General features: G+C 52.1%; 14 protein-coding genes and 1 riboswitch. Of the genes, 12 read left to right on the top strand and 2 right to left on the bottom strand.

What is annotated here, in order from left to right; all coding sequences use genetic code 11:
• Window positions 1–2: 2 nt before the first annotated feature.
• Window positions 3–1,241: a (Fe-S)-binding protein gene (locus tag MOST_RS13980; protein ID WP_054935650.1), complete on the bottom strand. Its 1,239-nt coding sequence runs from the start codon at window positions 1,239–1,241 to the stop codon at window positions 3–5.
• A gap of 85 nt (window positions 1,242–1,326) precedes the next feature.
• Complete coding sequence (locus MOST_RS13975) at window positions 1,327–1,647, bottom strand: MerR family transcriptional regulator (protein WP_054935649.1); 321 nt, start codon at window positions 1,645–1,647, stop codon at window positions 1,327–1,329.
• 221 nt (window positions 1,648–1,868) lie between these two features.
• On the opposite strand from MOST_RS13975, the gene MOST_RS13965 reads away from it, so the two are divergent.
• From MOST_RS13965 to MOST_RS13910, 12 genes are all read left to right on the top strand, one after another.
• Window positions 1,869–2,252 (top strand): MerR family transcriptional regulator, encoded by a 384-nt coding sequence (locus MOST_RS13965; RefSeq protein WP_054935648.1) that lies wholly within the window; start codon window positions 1,869–1,871, stop codon window positions 2,250–2,252.
• Window positions 2,253–2,351: 99 nt separating this feature from the next.
• Window positions 2,352–2,603, top strand: a riboswitch (cobalamin riboswitch).
• 106 nt (window positions 2,604–2,709) lie between these two features.
• Complete coding sequence (locus tag MOST_RS18050) at window positions 2,710–6,018, top strand: ribonucleoside triphosphate reductase (protein ID WP_083476456.1); 3,309 nt, start codon at window positions 2,710–2,712, stop codon at window positions 6,016–6,018.
• Between the two features lie 208 nt (window positions 6,019–6,226).
• Complete coding sequence (locus tag MOST_RS13955) at window positions 6,227–6,922, top strand: anaerobic ribonucleoside-triphosphate reductase activating protein (RefSeq protein WP_054935647.1); 696 nt, start codon at window positions 6,227–6,229, stop codon at window positions 6,920–6,922.
• A 274-nt stretch (window positions 6,923–7,196) separates the two neighbouring features.
• A complete protein-coding gene (locus MOST_RS13950; RefSeq protein WP_054935686.1) occupies window positions 7,197–8,453 on the top strand; it encodes a double-cubane-cluster-containing anaerobic reductase in 1,257 nt (418 codons plus the stop codon).
• A gap of 300 nt (window positions 8,454–8,753) precedes the next feature.
• Window positions 8,754–9,608, top strand: a complete 855-nt coding sequence (locus tag MOST_RS13945; RefSeq protein ID WP_208974785.1) for a metal ABC transporter substrate-binding protein — start codon at window positions 8,754–8,756, stop codon at window positions 9,606–9,608.
• Between the two features lie 12 nt (window positions 9,609–9,620).
• The gene (locus MOST_RS13940) at window positions 9,621–10,346 is read left to right on the top strand and encodes a metal ABC transporter ATP-binding protein (protein WP_054935645.1); all 726 of its coding nucleotides are present in this window, start codon (window positions 9,621–9,623) and stop codon (window positions 10,344–10,346) included.
• Between the two features lie 92 nt (window positions 10,347–10,438).
• Window positions 10,439–11,263, top strand: a complete 825-nt coding sequence (locus MOST_RS13935) for a metal ABC transporter permease (protein WP_054935644.1) — start codon at window positions 10,439–10,441, stop codon at window positions 11,261–11,263.
• 39 nt (window positions 11,264–11,302) lie between these two features.
• On the top strand, window positions 11,303–11,908 hold the full coding sequence (locus MOST_RS13930; RefSeq protein ID WP_054935643.1) for a class I SAM-dependent methyltransferase: 606 nt from the start codon (window positions 11,303–11,305) through the stop codon (window positions 11,906–11,908).
• Between the two features lie 191 nt (window positions 11,909–12,099).
• The gene (yedE, locus tag MOST_RS13925; protein ID WP_054935642.1) at window positions 12,100–13,161 is read left to right on the top strand and encodes a YedE family putative selenium transporter; all 1,062 of its coding nucleotides are present in this window, start codon (window positions 12,100–12,102) and stop codon (window positions 13,159–13,161) included.
• A 23-nt stretch (window positions 13,162–13,184) separates the two neighbouring features.
• The gene (locus MOST_RS13920) at window positions 13,185–13,736 is read left to right on the top strand and encodes a putative Se/S carrier protein (protein WP_054935641.1); all 552 of its coding nucleotides are present in this window, start codon (window positions 13,185–13,187) and stop codon (window positions 13,734–13,736) included.
• Complete coding sequence (locus MOST_RS13915; RefSeq protein WP_245909670.1) at window positions 13,712–14,614, top strand: NAD(P)H-hydrate dehydratase; 903 nt, start codon at window positions 13,712–13,714, stop codon at window positions 14,612–14,614. Before MOST_RS13920 ends, MOST_RS13915 begins: the two co-directional genes overlap by 25 nt.
• Before the next feature lie 28 nt (window positions 14,615–14,642).
• A complete protein-coding gene (locus tag MOST_RS13910; RefSeq protein WP_054935639.1) occupies window positions 14,643–14,861 on the top strand; it encodes a sulfurtransferase TusA family protein in 219 nt (72 codons plus the stop codon).
• Window positions 14,862–15,115: the final 254 nt, after the last annotated feature.

Below are 15,115 nucleotides of genomic sequence, written 5' to 3'. Positions count from 1 at the left end.
CCTCACTCCTTGCCATTAATTACGAGAGCGTCGGCTACCAGCTCGACTATGTTTTTCGCCTTAACATCGAGGTGATAATGACGGCACAAATCGTTCAATTGGTCAACGCAGTTATGGCAGGGAGTGGCGATAATCTTTGCTCCCGTGCGCTGGATCTGTTCTATTTTCACCTTTCCTTTAGCCATCCGTTCCTGGCCAAACTCGCTCAAAGAGAGCATGCCGCCACCGCCACCGCAGCAGTAGTTATTCTCACGGTTGGGTGTCATCTCCCGGAAATCTGCTACCGCCGCCCGGAGTATCTGCCGCGGTTCTTCAAAAATGCCCTCCTTGCGGCCTAGATTGCAGGGATCGTGATAGGTTACCGGTTCGCTGTTGCGGGAGGGGTCAAGGCGGATGCGGCCGTCTTGTAGGTATTCGGCCATGAGCTGGACGATACTGCGCACGCTGAAGGGGAGTTTGTACCCCAGCCACTGCTCCGGCCCCCAGCGAATGGCGCGGAAGGCATGGCCGCACTCGGTCATGATCAACTCCTGGCAGCCCAGGCGCTCCACCTCATCGGCCAGGCGCTGCACCAGGATAGCGCCGGCTTTGTCGTCCCCGGAGAAAAGGGCGTAGTTGGTCGCGTCCCAGTAGCGGCTGGAAAGGGTCCAGCTTTCGCCGGCGGCATGGAACACTTTGGCCGCCGCTAGAATGGAGAGGGGGAAGAACTTCGCTTCCCGCGGGTTGATAACGTACAATATCCTGGCGTCCTTCTTATCAACGGGTATTTCCGCCTCATTGCCGAACTCCGCCTGGAGCTCTTCTTGCATCCAGTCCAGGGTGTCGAGGTAATCCTCCTGGCTGATTCCCATATTATTGCCGGACTCTAGAGCCAGGTCTACCACTTTCTGCAGGTTTACAGGGACGCGGCCTTTTGCCGCCAGTTCCGACCGCATGGCCCGGACCAGGTCGCCCATATTCACGCCCACCGGGCAGTACACTGTACAGCGGCCGCACATGGTGCAGAGCCAGATCATATCTGACGCCAGGAGCCGGTCTTCCATCCCCAACAGGAGCAGGCGCACCATTTTACGGGGGTCTACTGGTGCGCCGATGTCGCCGGCAGGGCAGCCGCCGGTGCACACGCCGCAGGCCAGGCAGGCCTGCAGGCTGGCTCCGCCCATGGCCCGGGAGATTTTTGCTTGTAAATTTAGATGATGGGGTGTAAGGGTAGGCGCTTCTTTAGCCAGTAAAATGGCCATAAACAACACTCCTGTATAAAATTGAGATTCCCTTGCCTTTTAACCACGGCTATCATTTCCAGTGGAGCTGGGAGCCAGCCTTATGTTATGGGACCTGTCCCGGGCAATACCAGTTTTTCTTTTGCCAGCAAGGACGCGCCCCTTCCTTTGGCTCTTCTAAAGGGGTGCTTATACATTTGCCGTCCTGCCAGCAGGGGTAAAAGGCGAGGTAATTGGGGAGATTTGCAAGCTGGCAGTGTTTGCCATCAAGGAGACGTTTAATAAACATTAACCGCTGTAAGTCCAGTTCCGAATAGCAGCGCCGGCCGTTTTTCCTCGTGGGAACGACCAGTCCCTTTCGTTCCCAGCGACGCAGGCGGTGGGGAGAAATATCTAAAACCTGGATAACCATACCGATGGGATACACCGGCCTTCTTCGCCCCGCTTACTATTGATCTTACTTATATCATATTTCTTGAACATAACTGTGTCAATAAACTTATAAAAAATATTACAAGAAAGTTATTTAGATATAGCGAAAATATGTTTCCAAAAGGAGAAAAGCGACACTTGATCTGGGATGATAAGTTAACGTAAAATAAAGCTGTAAATAATTTATAACCTGATTGTTAAGCGAGGCGGCTTCCCATGCCGGAACAAATGTTATATACTATCAGCGTGGTCGCCGATTTACTGGGCATACAGCCGGGCACCCTGCGGGTCTGGGAAAGACATAAACTCATCCAGCCCGCACGCAAGAACGGGCGGCGCCTTTACTCAAATAATGACTTGAAACGGCTGCGCTTCATTCAAAAGCTCATCGATAAAGGCTTTAATTTAAACTCCATCAAACACTACCTGGCCTTCTATCCTTGTTGGTTATACGAGGACTGCCCGGCCTGCTCCCGTAAGACTGAACGTATAGGGTGCGCCAAGCCATGCTGGAAGGAGGAAGGGACTTACTGCCAGATCTCCTTTGACGATCCCTCCCTTTGTAATACATGCCCCCATAGAAGCCAGGAAATAAAGTAATTCCAACAGGAAAAAATAGCCCCTGGTGAATAAAAACCGTTATTGACCAGGGGGATAGTTATAACGGCAGGAATTTGCCTCTTCTTTGTCGAACATTACCAGAAAACGATTCTCGCGGGTGCCAGGGAAGCCGGTGCAAGTCCGGCGCGGTGCCGCCACTGTGAGGGGGAGTACCTGCTAAAGGAGCCACTGGTCCAGCACTCAGCAAGATATTTACCGCTACGGGTTAATTTCTTATAGTATTAAGAAGTACCCGGAGTAGTGCAGCTAAAGGAGCTGAGTGCTGGACTGGGAAGGCAGCAGGGAGCGTTGAACCCGAGCCAGGAGACCTGCCCGTGGGATTTCACCGTTAAACCACGGCCATGGTGAAGGTGAGGTAAGGAAGAATTTACCCCAGCTACGCAGGCGTGGTTGGGGTTTTTAATTAAGGCAGGCGAAAGGAGATTTAAATTTTATCATGATACCCAGGAAAATCATCAAGCGCGACGGCCGGGTAGTTGACTTTGACGAGGAAAGGATTATCAATGCTATTTATAAAGCGGCCCTGGCTGTTGGGGGCCAGGACCGCCGCCTGGCCAGTCGGCTGGCCAACCAGGTGACGGCCCTTCTAGCGGAAAAATTTGTCGATAGGCTGCCTACCGTCGAAGACGTGCAGGACCTGGTAGAAAAAGTATTGATTGAGAACGGCCATGCCCGGACGGCCAAGGCCTATATACTTTACCGGCAACAACATGCGGAATGGCGGGATTTCCGCCACCTCCTGGTCAACGTGCAGGAAATGGTCCAGGGCTACCTGGACGGCCAGGACTGGCGGATTAATGAGAACAGCAACATGAATTATTCCCTCCAGGGCCTCAACAACCATATCATTGCCGCAGTCAGTTCCAGGTACTGGCTGGAAAAGGTCTACCCGCCAGCTATCCGCGAGGCCCATGAAAGGGGCGATATCCATATCCACGACCTGGGGTTGCTGGCGCCCTATTGCTGTGGCTGGGACCTGGCCGATTTACTGGAAAGCGGCTTTGCCGGCGTGGGTCAAAAGGTGGAAAGCGCACCGCCCAGGCATTTCCGGACGGCCCTGGGTCAGATAGCCAATTTCTTTTATACCTTGCAGGGGGAAGCTGCCGGGGCCCAGGCCTTTTCCAGTTTCGATACTTACCTCGCTCCCTTTATCCGTTACGACGGCCTGGACTACCGGGAAGTCAAGCAGGCCCTGCAGGAGTTTATCTTTAATCTCAATGTGCCCACCAGGGTGGGCTTCCAGACGCCCTTTGTCAACCTGACCATGGATGTGGTCGTGCCGCAAGTTTTAGCCAGCGAGCCGGTCATCATCGGCGGCGAGCGGCGCGAGGAATGCTATGGCGACTTCCAGCAAGAGATGGACTGGCTGAATATGGCCTTTTGCGAGGTGATGATGGCGGGGGATGCCAGGGGCCGCATTTTTACCTTCCCCATACCCACGTACAACATCACGCCTGATTTTCCCTGGGAAACCCCGGTGGCAGATAAGATCATGGCCATGACGGCCAAATACGGCATCCCCTACTTCGCCAACTTTATCAACTCCGATTTAAAGCCCGAGGACGTCCGCAGCATGTGTCTTTTCCCGGAAGAGGATATTTTGGTTAAAGAAAATGGGATTATCCGGAAGTTAACTATCGGAGAACTCTTTGAACTATACAAAGGACAGCAGCTTGACCATGAGTGGTTTGAGGTAGATAACCATGTCGAGGCTCTTTCCCTAAACCCTAGGTCAGGTAAATTAGAGTGGGTTAAAATTAAAAGACTGCTTAAAGTTACTGATCGAGCTGTTGTTCATATTACAACCAAAGACGGTAAAACCATGAGAGTCTCTCCGAACCATTTAGTTGCCGTTTATACAAAAGATGGTATTACAACAAAAAAAGCCTGTGATATATCTGCCGGCGATTTTCTTTTAGTGATGCGTGATGGCTCAAAAGTTCTAAATCAAGAGACAGAATTTGTCTCCAAAGAATTGGCTTGGTTTATAGGATTATTTGTGGCTGATGGTAATTATTTATATGACTCACGGGAAAATTGGAAAAAACGGCATAGAGGGATCCAGATTAATTTTAATGAAAAACAACAAGCCCTAATTGAAAAGACTAAGACTGTTGTTCGTCGGCTTTTAAATTATGATATGAAGTTTATTCATGACCCTCGCTATGAGAACTCTCTAAGAGGATATATATACAGCAGCGATTTTGCTCGTACATTAGAAGAAAAGTATCAGGTTCATAAATATGGCAGTCTTCCTGAATGGATTTGGTCTGTATCTCCAGAAATAATCTTATCTTTTATTGAAGGATTCTTTGAAGGTGATGGCTATACCGTTGGAAAGGAGATTCATATTAATGACCAACGGCTGGCCGAAGAACTAAATTTACTTCTGCAATTAGTAGGGATTAGTACGACCTATATAGTAAAACAAAACTCTCAGGTGATTCGAATACAACACGTTTTAGGGCGCGGTGCAAGGGGGGACAGAGTAATCCGCGACAAGCTGCACAATAATATACCTGAATTCCTAGTTGAACAGAAATATATACGCTCTGAAGACGGTTCCATTCTTTATCAATGTTACGGTTGTAAAACTGTAGGATTTTCTACAATAGATAGATGGGGTATTACCACCGAAAAGATAGAATGGCTTCGTAATGCAGATTTTGCAGTAGTAGAAGTAGCCGTTTCAACCCTAGAACAGCTTGATTATGATCAGGTTTTTTATGATATAGAATTGAGCAAGAATCACTATTTTGTTCACTCGCAGGGCAATATTACGCACAACTGCTGTCGCCTGCGTCTGGATAACCGGGAACTTAAAAAACGCGGCGGCGGTCTCTTTGGGGCCAACCCCCTTACCGGGTCTATCGGGGTAGTGACCATAAATTTGCCCCGTCTAGGTTATCTTTCCAAAAACAAGGAAGAATTCTTCGCCGGCCTCAAGGCAAGGATGGATCTGGCGAAGGAGAGCCTGCTTTTGAAGCGTAACATACTAGAAAAACTTACGGAGCAGGGGCTTTATCCTTACTCCCGGTTCTATTTGCGGCAGGTTAAAGAGCGTTTCGGCAGGTACTGGGAGAACCATTTTAATACCATCGGTATTGTGGGCATGCACGAGGCCCTCCTGAATTTTATAGGGAAAGGTATTAATACCCGCGAGGGAAGGGGCCTGGCTTTAGAAATCCTGGACTTCATGCGTTCTGTCCTGGCCACCTACCAGGTAGAAACCGGCCAGCTCTTCAACCTGGAAGCCACGCCGGCGGAAGGCACTTCTTACCGCCTGGCCCGGCTGGACAGGCGCCTTTATCCTGATATTATCACCTCCGGGACAAAAGAACCGTATTATACCAATTCCACCCATCTGCCGGTCGGCTACACCGACGACGTGTTTACCGCCCTGGAGCACCAGGACGAGCTGCAGCTAAAATATACCGGAGGTACGGTCTTTCACGCCTACCTGGGGGAAAGGGTGACTGATACAGCAACCTGCCGGCGTTTTCTGCAGACGGTGATGCATAATTTCCGCCTGCCCTATTTCACCATTACGCCTACCTTTAGCATCTGCCCCGAGCACGGGTATCTTTCCGGCGAGCAGTGGACATGCCCGGCCTGCGGCTGGGAAACGGAGGTCTGGAGCCGGATCGTCGGCTATTACCGGCCGGTGAAGAACTGGAATAAAGGCAAGCAGGAGGAGTTCCGGGAGCGGCGGAGCTTTCGTCCTGTCACCGGCGGCGGCGAATAACCCGGCCGTCGAGTGGTTCGGGAAAAGCCAGGTAAGATGCTGCCCAATGTAGCCCCGTAAGGGAATATTGACGGCCTGTTGTTGCCCGGCGGGAACGAGGCAGGTCCACCAGGCCTGGCAGGGAGACCGGTTTTCCTCACGCTGCAGATGCAGGAGAAGAGTGCCAAGAGTGCCCTGGAGACTATTTTAAAGGGGGGGGGCGGTACCCATAACCATTAGAGGCATCCAGTTAACGAGCCTGGTGGACTTCCCCGGCGAGGTCTGCACCACCGTCTTTTATGGCGGGTGCAATTTCCGCTGCCCCTGGTGCCACAATGCCGACCTGGTGCTACGTCCTTTTACTTTGCCGGAAATCAGCCCTGAGGAGGTTTTAAACCTGTTGAGTCGGCGCCGCTCCTGGGTGCAGGCCGTTTGTATAACCGGAGGAGAGCCAAGCCTGGCGCCAGGCCTGGAGGAATTTATCCGCTCCCTGAAATCCTGCGGTTTTAAAGTCAAACTGGATACCAACGGCACGCACCCGGGAATACTGGCCAGACTATTGACTGATGGCCTCCTAGACTACGTGGCCATGGACGTGAAAGCGCCGCCCGAGAAGTATAACCTTTTAGCCGGTACTAAGGTTGATCTGGAGTCTGTCAGGGAAAGCATTGCCTTCATTAAAAATAGTAGGATCGCTTACGAGTTTCGTACCACGGTAGTTCCCGGCCTGTTACTGGAGCAAGATCTCCTGGCCATAGGCCGGCTGCTGCGGGGAGCACGGCGTTATGTACTACAGCAGTACCAGCCTGCCGGAACGTTGCTGGATGCAGATTTCCAGGCACTCCGGCCTTATCCCGGGGCAACTTTGCAAAGCATGGCGCAAAAATTGCATTCCTTTATTCACAAGGTAGATATTAGGAACTAACCGGGAAAAAATAGTACCACAGCAAAAATCCCCCGCCTTCGACAGGCAGGGGATTTTTATCTTAGCCACTATGGGCATATTTTTACCCGCAGAAGGAATGGTTAAGAAGAGTAAGATAACGGACGGACAGCCAGGCCTCCGGTTAATTTATCAATAGTTAAATCATAACAAAAAGGAATACAAATTATAAAGGAAAAATCCGGTGCAGCGCGAACATCTAGTTTAGATATTTTATCATGAGGAGTTGATCCCCTTGAGCGAAGCTTACCGGGAAATGTGGCGTGCACTGGACATGGATTTAGAAAAACACGACGTTTTTCTGGGGGCCCTGCCGGGAGCCTTCAGCGAGGTGTTTTTGCAGCAGAAAAACCGGCCGGCGAGGATGGCCTATTTTGATAATGCTTTAGCTGAAGCTCATGGCGGCAGGATTAAGGAAATCCTGGAACAAAAAAAGGCCGGTAGGCCGGTGGCCGGTACATTTTGCGTCTTTGTGCCCGAAGAACTTATCTTCGCCGTGGAGGGCATCAGCATTGGCCTCTGCGGCGGGGCCCAGTTTACCATTCCCACCGGCGAGCAGGTACTGCCCCGGAATCTGTGCCCGCTGATTAAGTCCTTAATGGGCTTTAAATTGGACCGGATCTGCCCCTACTTCCAGGCCGTCGACTTCCTCATTGGCGAGACTACCTGTGACGGCAAAAAGAAGACCTGGGAAATCCTCAATGAATACGTGCCCACTTACGTCATGGAGTTGCCCCAGAAGAAAACGGCGGCCGATCTAACCCTCTGGGAAGGAGAGATTAACCGCCTCAAGGGAGAGATCGAGCGGCGGTCCGGCCAGGCCATCTCGGCAGAAAAACTGGCAGCAGGAATTAAAAAGGCCAACGCCCGCCGGGCGGCATTGGCGCGCCTGTACCGGGCCCGCCAGGCCGACCCGGCGCCCATCAGCGGCAAAGACGCCCTGCTGATCTCCCAGCTTGCTTTCTTTGATGACCCGGAACGCTTTACGGCCCAGGTAAACAGCCTTTGCGACGAACTGGAAGAACGCATCGCCAGGGGAGAGGGCGTGGCCAGGAAAGGGGCGCCGCGCATCCTGGTCACGGGTACGCCCATGGCCCTGCCTTACTGGAAGTTACACCACTTGGTAGAGACGGCCGGGGCGGTAATCGTCGGCGAAGAGACCTGCACCGGCACCCGGTATTTTGCCGGCCAGGTGGCGGAAGACGGCCTGACGGTAGAAGAACAGGTTAAAAACCTCGCCCGGCGGCTGACGGCCATCAACTGCGCCTGCTTCACACCCAACAAAGAACGGGTGGAAGATATCCTGCGCCTGGCACGGGAGGCCAAAGCTGACGGAGTGATCTATTTCTCCTTGCAGTTCTGCCAGCCCTTTAGCGTCGAAGGCCGGCTGGTGGAAAAGGCCCTCCAGGAGGCAGGGCTGCCGATACTGCGCCTGGAGAGCGACTACAGCGAGGAAGACGCAGCCCAGCTAAAAACGCGGATTGATGCTTTTCTAGAAATGATTACAGCATGATAACAGCAACGGCCTGGGTATTTAACACCTGACCGTCCAGGCCGGTAGGCTACAGGAAGAAGTTCCTTTAGCAGCCATCGAACAGCCGGGCCATTTTTTTGCTGTTCAGAAGCCTCCAAAGGAGGAATTTTTAAACCAATGACGAATATAACTAGCGACTAAATTACCTGGCAGGTAGCCAGGGTAAAAAGAGAACCATGGAGGTTCTTCGCCGGCGCGGAGCTGCTTCCATGGTTTTTTATTTGCCAGGAATAGGTTCCGGGCCAGAACTGCATTCCGAAATTTTGGGAGGTCGATATTATGTTTTCCTCAAGAACCATGGGTCGTTTCCTGGCCAATATCATTTTGCTATTCCTTTTGCTATTTGTTGCTACTGGTTGTAATTCCCGGCAGACGAGTAATAAGCTCAAAGTAGTAACCGGCACCTCTCTTTTGATGACTGCTGTGCAGGAAGTAGGTAAGGACAGGGTAGAAGTAAAGAATATTATCCCGCCGGCCTCCTGCCCCGGACACTTCGACATCAAGCCTTCCGATGTAGCCGTACTTAGCCAGGCCCGGGTTTTCCTGATGCATGACTGGCAGGGCAAACTTTTTACCAAAGAATTAGTGGCTTCCGCCAATAATCCCCAGTTAGAAGTAGTCCCGGTGGCAGTAAAGGGTAACTGGATGGCACCACCGGTATGGCAGCAGGCGTTACAGGCAGTAGCCAGTATACTCGCAGAGAAGGACCCGGCTAATAAAGACTACTATAAGGCTAAGGCCCAGGAAGCTGTTGACCAGGCAGCCAGGGTGGGACAAGAAACGCAGGCCCGCCTGCAGGCAGCGGGTACGGGAAAGTTGAAAGTACTCTGCTCCGACCAGCAAGAGGGCTTTGTTCGCTGGGCCGGTTTCCAGGTTATAGGTACTTATGGCCGTCCGGAAGAACTTACACCGCAGCGAGTAAAGGAACTGGTAGATAAGGGCCGGCAGGCAGGTGTGCAATTAATAATTGATAATCTTCAGAGCGGGCCGGATGCCGGCGCCGGTATTGCTAAGGAACTGGGAATACCCAGGGTTACTATTTCCAACTTTCCCGGCGGCCTCCCTGGAACAGATAAATGGGACCAGGCTTTACAAAAAAACGTCGAATTGCTGCTGGCGGCCCTCCCCAAATAGGGAAGAAAAGCAATGGTACCAGTAGTTATTAAAATTAAAAAAGCAGTAGTATCCTATCGTGAAGATGTAGCGCTACGTGGCGTGTCGCTAGAAGTTAAAGCAGGGGAACTAATAGGGATCATTGGTCCCAATGGGGCCGGGAAAACGACACTGCTAACCCTGGTCAATGGCCTGGGACATTTGCTCCAGGGAGAAGTATGGGTGCTGGGCCATAACCTGGCACGTGGCTGCCCGGCGGCCCTGCGCAGTAAAATTGGCTACGTCCCCCAACTGCCAGCCATCGATCCCCGGATGCCGGTAACAGCAAGGGAAGTAGTCATGATAGGGCGCTACGGACGGTTGGGCTTTCTTCGCTGGCCGGGACCCGGCGATTGGCAGTTAGTAGACCGCATGCTGGAGCTGGTAGGTATGACGGCTTTGGCCAGGCGTCCCATCGGCCATCTTTCTGGCGGCGAACAACAGCGGGTAGCCATCGCCCGCGCCCTGGCCCAGGAACCGTCAATTCTCTTGCTAGATGAACCCACCGCTTCCCTGGACCGGCGGGCGCAGCAGCAAATATTACAGCTGGTACAACGTATTCACCAGGAACGCAAGTTAACTACTTTAATGGTTACCCATTCCCTGGCGGGGTTGACTGGACTGTGCGACCGCCTGGTGCTCATGAAAAAAGGGCGTATCTGGAAAACAGGAAACCCGGAAGAGCTACTCCAGGACAGGGTGTTGGAGCAGCTATTTTAACTTGCTTGAAAATAGCAACCGCCATTTTCATCCTCTAGTAGAGCCGTTTGTCGGCATGTGTGTTTAAATTTAATTTTAGGAAGAAGCAGGAAATGTCTATTTTAAGCTACAAGTTTATGCAGGAGGCTTTGCTGGCCGGCCTGCTGGCCGGCGTAGCCTGCTCCTTGATCGGCGTTTTTGTCGTTACTATGCACCTTTCATTTATTGGGGTTTCCCTTTCCCATGCCGCCTTTGCCGGGGCCCTCTTTGCTACCTGGCTGGGCTTTGAACCATTACTGGGAGCCATACTCTTCAGCCTGGCCGGGGCGGCTGCCATCGGACCCCTGGCCGACAGGGGCGAATTTAACCTCGATACGCCCATCGGCATTATATTTTCCATAACTATGGGCCTGGCTTTCCTTTTTATGGGCCTGCTGCCCGGTCCCAAAACCCAGGCCTTAGAACTCCTGTGGGGCAGTATCCTGACGGTCACGACAGCGGATCTCTGGCTCCTGGCCGTCGTGACGATCATAGTTACCGGGCTGGTCGTCATGTTTTTTAAAGAGATCCAGGTGGTTATCTTTCACCGGGAAATGGCCCGGGCGGTAGGCATACCTGCCGACGCCATCTTTTACAGTATCCTTTTTCTTACCGGCGCTACTGTAACTGCTTCCCTGCGCAGCATTGGCGGCCTGTTAATTTTTAATCTGATTTTAAATCCGGCAGCCGCTGCTTACCAGCTCACCTATAGCTTGAAATACATGTTTTTCCTGGCGGCGCTTTTTGGTGTCCTTTCCTGCTGGGCCGGGCTTGGTGTTTCTTATATCCTGGATGTTCCCAGCGGGGCGGCGATAGTCCTTACTTCGGCCGTTATTTTTGTCCTGGCAACAATTTTCTCCCCGAAACGCAAGGTAAAACAGTGGCAAGAAAATGAGTGATTGCGGGTTAAACAATATGCGAGCGCAGGAGGGAGTTATATGCTTACCCACCGCGAGTATTTTAACAGCAAGGCTGATATTTGGGACAGCCTGTGTGCGCCGGAAGAAAAAGCCAAGCTGGAAACAATTATTAAAGGATTAAACATTGCTCCCGGCAGCATGGTGTTAGATGTGGGTTGCGGCACGGGGATATTAATTCCCTATTTACTAGCTGCCGTAGGCCCTGCTGGCCGGATAGTGGCCATGGATATAGCCGAGGCTATGCTGGAACGGGCGCAAAGTAAAGGGTTCCCCGCTAATGTGGAGTTCATTTGCGCCGACGTTGTTTCCATACCCTATCCGGATGCTACTTTCGACGAGGTCATCTGCAACTCAGCTTTCCCCCATTTTCCCCATAAACTTAAGGCCTTAAAAGAGATGGCCCGGGTGTTGAAACAAGGCGGGCGGGTGATTATCTGCCATACGGCAGCACGGGAAACCATAAATAATTTGCATAGATCCCTGGGGGGCGTTGTGGCCGGGGACCAGATCCCGCCGGGCAACGAAATGATTGGTATGCTGGTAGCTGCCGGGCTAACGGAAATCGAGATTGACGATGGTCCTAATTATTACCTGGCATCTGGGGTCAAGGCGAGGTATGAGTAATCGCCAAACTACCAGCAGGATTTTGCTATACGGTTTAGAGAACTTTTAGAGTTTGATTAAAAGGTCTCTTAACCATTTTTATTTTTGGGGGTCCTGTTTTGTTTCATAGGTATAACAAAAAGTCATACAAAATATGAAGGAATATCCTTCCGGCGGATAGAAATGGATGTTAACCGGAGGTGTTTTAATAAATGAATAGGGTTTTTTCGCCAAAGAACTTCATGATTATGGCAGGGTTTGTTGGCGGTGCCCTGGCAGCCTTTATGACCTACCTTGGCAATCCCGCCAATATGGGCATTTGTATCGCCTGTTTCTACCGGGACATTGCCGGCGCCCTGGGTCTGCACCGGGCAGCGATAGTCCAGTATTTGCGGCCGGAAATTATGGGGATCGCTTTAGGGGCCTTCCTGTCCGCCCTTGTTTTCGGTGAATTCCGGGCCCGCGGTGGCTCGGCACCCCTGGTACGGTTCTTTTTGGGCGCCTTTTTCATGATCGGGGCTCTAGTGTTTTTAGGATGCCCGGTAAGGGTTGTATTGCGCCTTGCCGGCGGTGACTTGAACGCTGTCGCCGGCTTGGCGGGGGTAGTGACAGGTGCTTTGATGGGTATTTATTTTCTCAAGCGAGGTTTCAACTTGGGCCGCTGGCAATCTACCTATACAGCGGCCGGCTCGTTGATGCCGCTCTTCATGCTGGGGTTGCTCCTCCTTGCTATTGCCAGGCCCTCATTTATTTTCTTCAGCAAGGAAGGCCCCGGCGCTGCCCATGCCCTGTTGGGAGTTTCCCTGACGGCAGGTTTAATTATCGGTTTTTTAGCCCAGAGAACCAGGATGTGTTTTGTCGGCGGCTGGCGCGATCTTTTCCTGGTAAAGGATACCTACCTCTTCAGTGGCATCGCGGCCTTTTTTGCGGGGGCTCTTGTAGTTAACGCCATCCTTGGTAAAATTAACATCGGTTTTGCGGGCCAGCCCGTGGCCCATACAAATCAATTATGGAATTTTTTAGGAATGACCCTGGCCGGACTTACCGCTACCTTGCTGGGCGGCTGTCCCTTGCGGCAAACAGTTCTCGCTGGTGAAGGTGACACCGACGCAGGAGTGTCTATAATGGGCATGCTGGCAGGGGCTGCCTTTGCCCACAATTTCCAAATTGCCTCCAGCCCCCAGGGCCCCGGCCCCTTCGGGCCCACAGCTGTAATAATAGGTCTGGTTTTCGCCGCCGGCGTCGGTTTCTTTATGCGGGAGAGTCTAGATTAACGTAATAAGCGGGGGAATGCCAAATGGTTTTAAGCTGGCTGAAAAAAAGCTTAGAGGCCCGGGCCGGAACTGCTGACGCCAGGGGTTTGGTGATTTTCACCACGGTGGAAGAAGCTATGAAAGCCGAAAAGGTGTTGAAAAAAGCCGGCTTCGACTGCAAACTGGTAGCGCCCCCGCCCGATATGCGCAAAGGCTGCGACCTGGCCCTGGAAATCGACCTGGTCGAGCAAACGGCAGTAGCCAGAGCTCTTACCGGCAGGGTGTCCTTCATGGGTATTTATCCCTGCAAGGGCGAGATGGAACCCCTACAGGTAGAAAAAGTAACCCGGTTTGCAGAGCACATTATGATAAAGTCAGGTAATATGAAACTTGTTTTTGATATAAAGACAGGTGTGATAGTTAATATTTCCGGTGGTGGCTGTCCAGATATCCCCTATCTTTATACCAGGCTGGTGGGCACTCACCTGGCCGCAGCTCCTAGGCCCAAGGACGAAGGCCGTACCCTGTGCGCCCTGATGCTCGACCGCGCCATGGAAAAGGCTTTAGAAATTTGGAAAGGGGTAGCGCCCAGGTGATGCTTATTGCCGGGACCGTCCCAGTAACAGACATGCCCCTAATCTTTGGCCGGGTGGAAAAGGAAGGGAAAAAACTTCGGGTCGACGGCCATTATTTGCCTTGTACCCAGGGGACAATGGCCATGGTAAGTGCGGCTCTGGCCACTACCTGTCACCTTGGGCTGGAACCGCCCCGGGTACTGCTGGCAGGCGATATTGGTACAGGAAAAGGAAGCAGGTTGATTTACCAGTATCTGATTGAACATATAGAGGAGCTGGCGCCCAGGGTTTTAGCTCTCCATTATTGTCTACCCATCGTTACGTTAATGCAAAAGCTCTATACCGCAGTAGAAAAATGCCGCCCCAGGCCGGTGCTAATTGCCGATGCCGGCTCCATGTACGCGGCCAAGGCGGCAGGTGTAGCGCCCTACTTTGATATTTTCACCCCGGACCCCAGTGAAATTGCTTTCCTGGCCGACCCGGAAGCCGTCCACCCGGCTTATATCAGCCGCCATCTGTTCGAGGATGCCTTCGCCCGCGTACCCGATCTAATTAAACGCGCTTATGCTAACGGGGGTGCGGCCAAATGCCTCCTGGTTAAAGGAGCTGTCGATTATATAGTAAAAGATGGAGTTATCGCTGATGAGATTAAAGAGCCGGATGTTCCCCAAATGGAGTGCATAGGCGGCACGGGCGATACCATCACCGGTATGGTCACTGCTTTCGCTTATGCCGGGCTGGATCCGGGCCAGGCGGCCAGCATCAGCGCAAAAGCCAACCGGGCAGCAGGCCAGAGGGCAAACCCGACGCCTGCCACCAGTGTTGCCGAAATCATTGAGCAGTTGCCCGGTGTTTTCAGGGAAAATCTCTGCAGTTGGAGCGGTATTTGCACCAGGTAACTTCAGGATAAAAGGAGGAGATGTTTTTATGGTGGAAGTTGATGTGCGCGGGCTTTCCTGTCCCATACCTGTAGTAAAGACAAAAAAGGCCATGGAACAAAACCCGGGCCAAACCCTGGCAGTATTGACCGATAACGAGACCTCCAAAGAAAACGTGACCCGCCTAGCAGAAAACCGGGGTTATCAGGTCCAGGTGGAAAAGGTGGCCGGTGGCTACCGGCTATTATTGACCCCCAATAAAAGCTGAATTGGCTTCCTTCATATGAAACCCCTGGTAGAATAGTCGCCAGGGGTTATTTTTTTACTCTGCTTGCCAGGGAATGTTATATTGAAGCGGAGGGTTAGGCCACCACATACCTATGCTTGTTACAGGAATTTCCATAGCGTTCGGAGCAGGATCAAAGGCGACCTCCTACAGGGGCACAGGGGATCTGTTTTGGGCGGTACTATAAAGTTAGGTATTCCGGCAGGAATCTGCTTTTTTACAGCGAATACTATATA

Source organism: Neomoorella stamsii, from assembly GCF_002995805.1.
In the GTDB taxonomy this organism is placed as follows: domain Bacteria; phylum Bacillota; class DSM-521; order Neomoorellales; family Neomoorellaceae; genus Neomoorella; species Neomoorella stamsii.
The sequence above is the reverse complement of the archived record's forward strand: the minus strand, read 5'-3'. Positions and strand labels throughout refer to the sequence as shown.

Excerpts from the sequence above, each read along its gene's own strand:
- MOST_RS18050 (WP_083476456.1), top strand. The coding sequence starts at position 2,710 with ATGATACCCAGGAAAATCATCAAGCGCGACGGCCGGGTAGTTGACTTT.
- MOST_RS13920 (WP_054935641.1), top strand. The coding sequence starts at position 13,185 with ATGGTTTTAAGCTGGCTGAAAAAAAGCTTAGAGGCCCGGGCCGGAACT.
- MOST_RS13910 (WP_054935639.1), top strand. The coding sequence starts at position 14,643 with ATGGTGGAAGTTGATGTGCGCGGGCTTTCCTGTCCCATACCTGTAGTA.
- MOST_RS13930 (WP_054935643.1), top strand. The coding sequence starts at position 11,303 with ATGCTTACCCACCGCGAGTATTTTAACAGCAAGGCTGATATTTGGGAC.
- MOST_RS13950 (WP_054935686.1), top strand. The coding sequence starts at position 7,197 with ATGTGGCGTGCACTGGACATGGATTTAGAAAAACACGACGTTTTTCTG.
- MOST_RS13945 (WP_208974785.1), top strand. The coding sequence starts at position 8,754 with ATGTTTTCCTCAAGAACCATGGGTCGTTTCCTGGCCAATATCATTTTG.
- MOST_RS13980 (WP_054935650.1), bottom strand. The coding sequence starts at position 1,241 with ATGGCCATTTTACTGGCTAAAGAAGCGCCTACCCTTACACCCCATCAT.
- yedE (WP_054935642.1), top strand. The coding sequence starts at position 12,100 with ATGAATAGGGTTTTTTCGCCAAAGAACTTCATGATTATGGCAGGGTTT.
- MOST_RS13965 (WP_054935648.1), top strand. The coding sequence starts at position 1,869 with ATGCCGGAACAAATGTTATATACTATCAGCGTGGTCGCCGATTTACTG.
- MOST_RS13940 (WP_054935645.1), top strand. The coding sequence starts at position 9,621 with ATGGTACCAGTAGTTATTAAAATTAAAAAAGCAGTAGTATCCTATCGT.
- MOST_RS13935 (WP_054935644.1), top strand. The coding sequence starts at position 10,439 with ATGTCTATTTTAAGCTACAAGTTTATGCAGGAGGCTTTGCTGGCCGGC.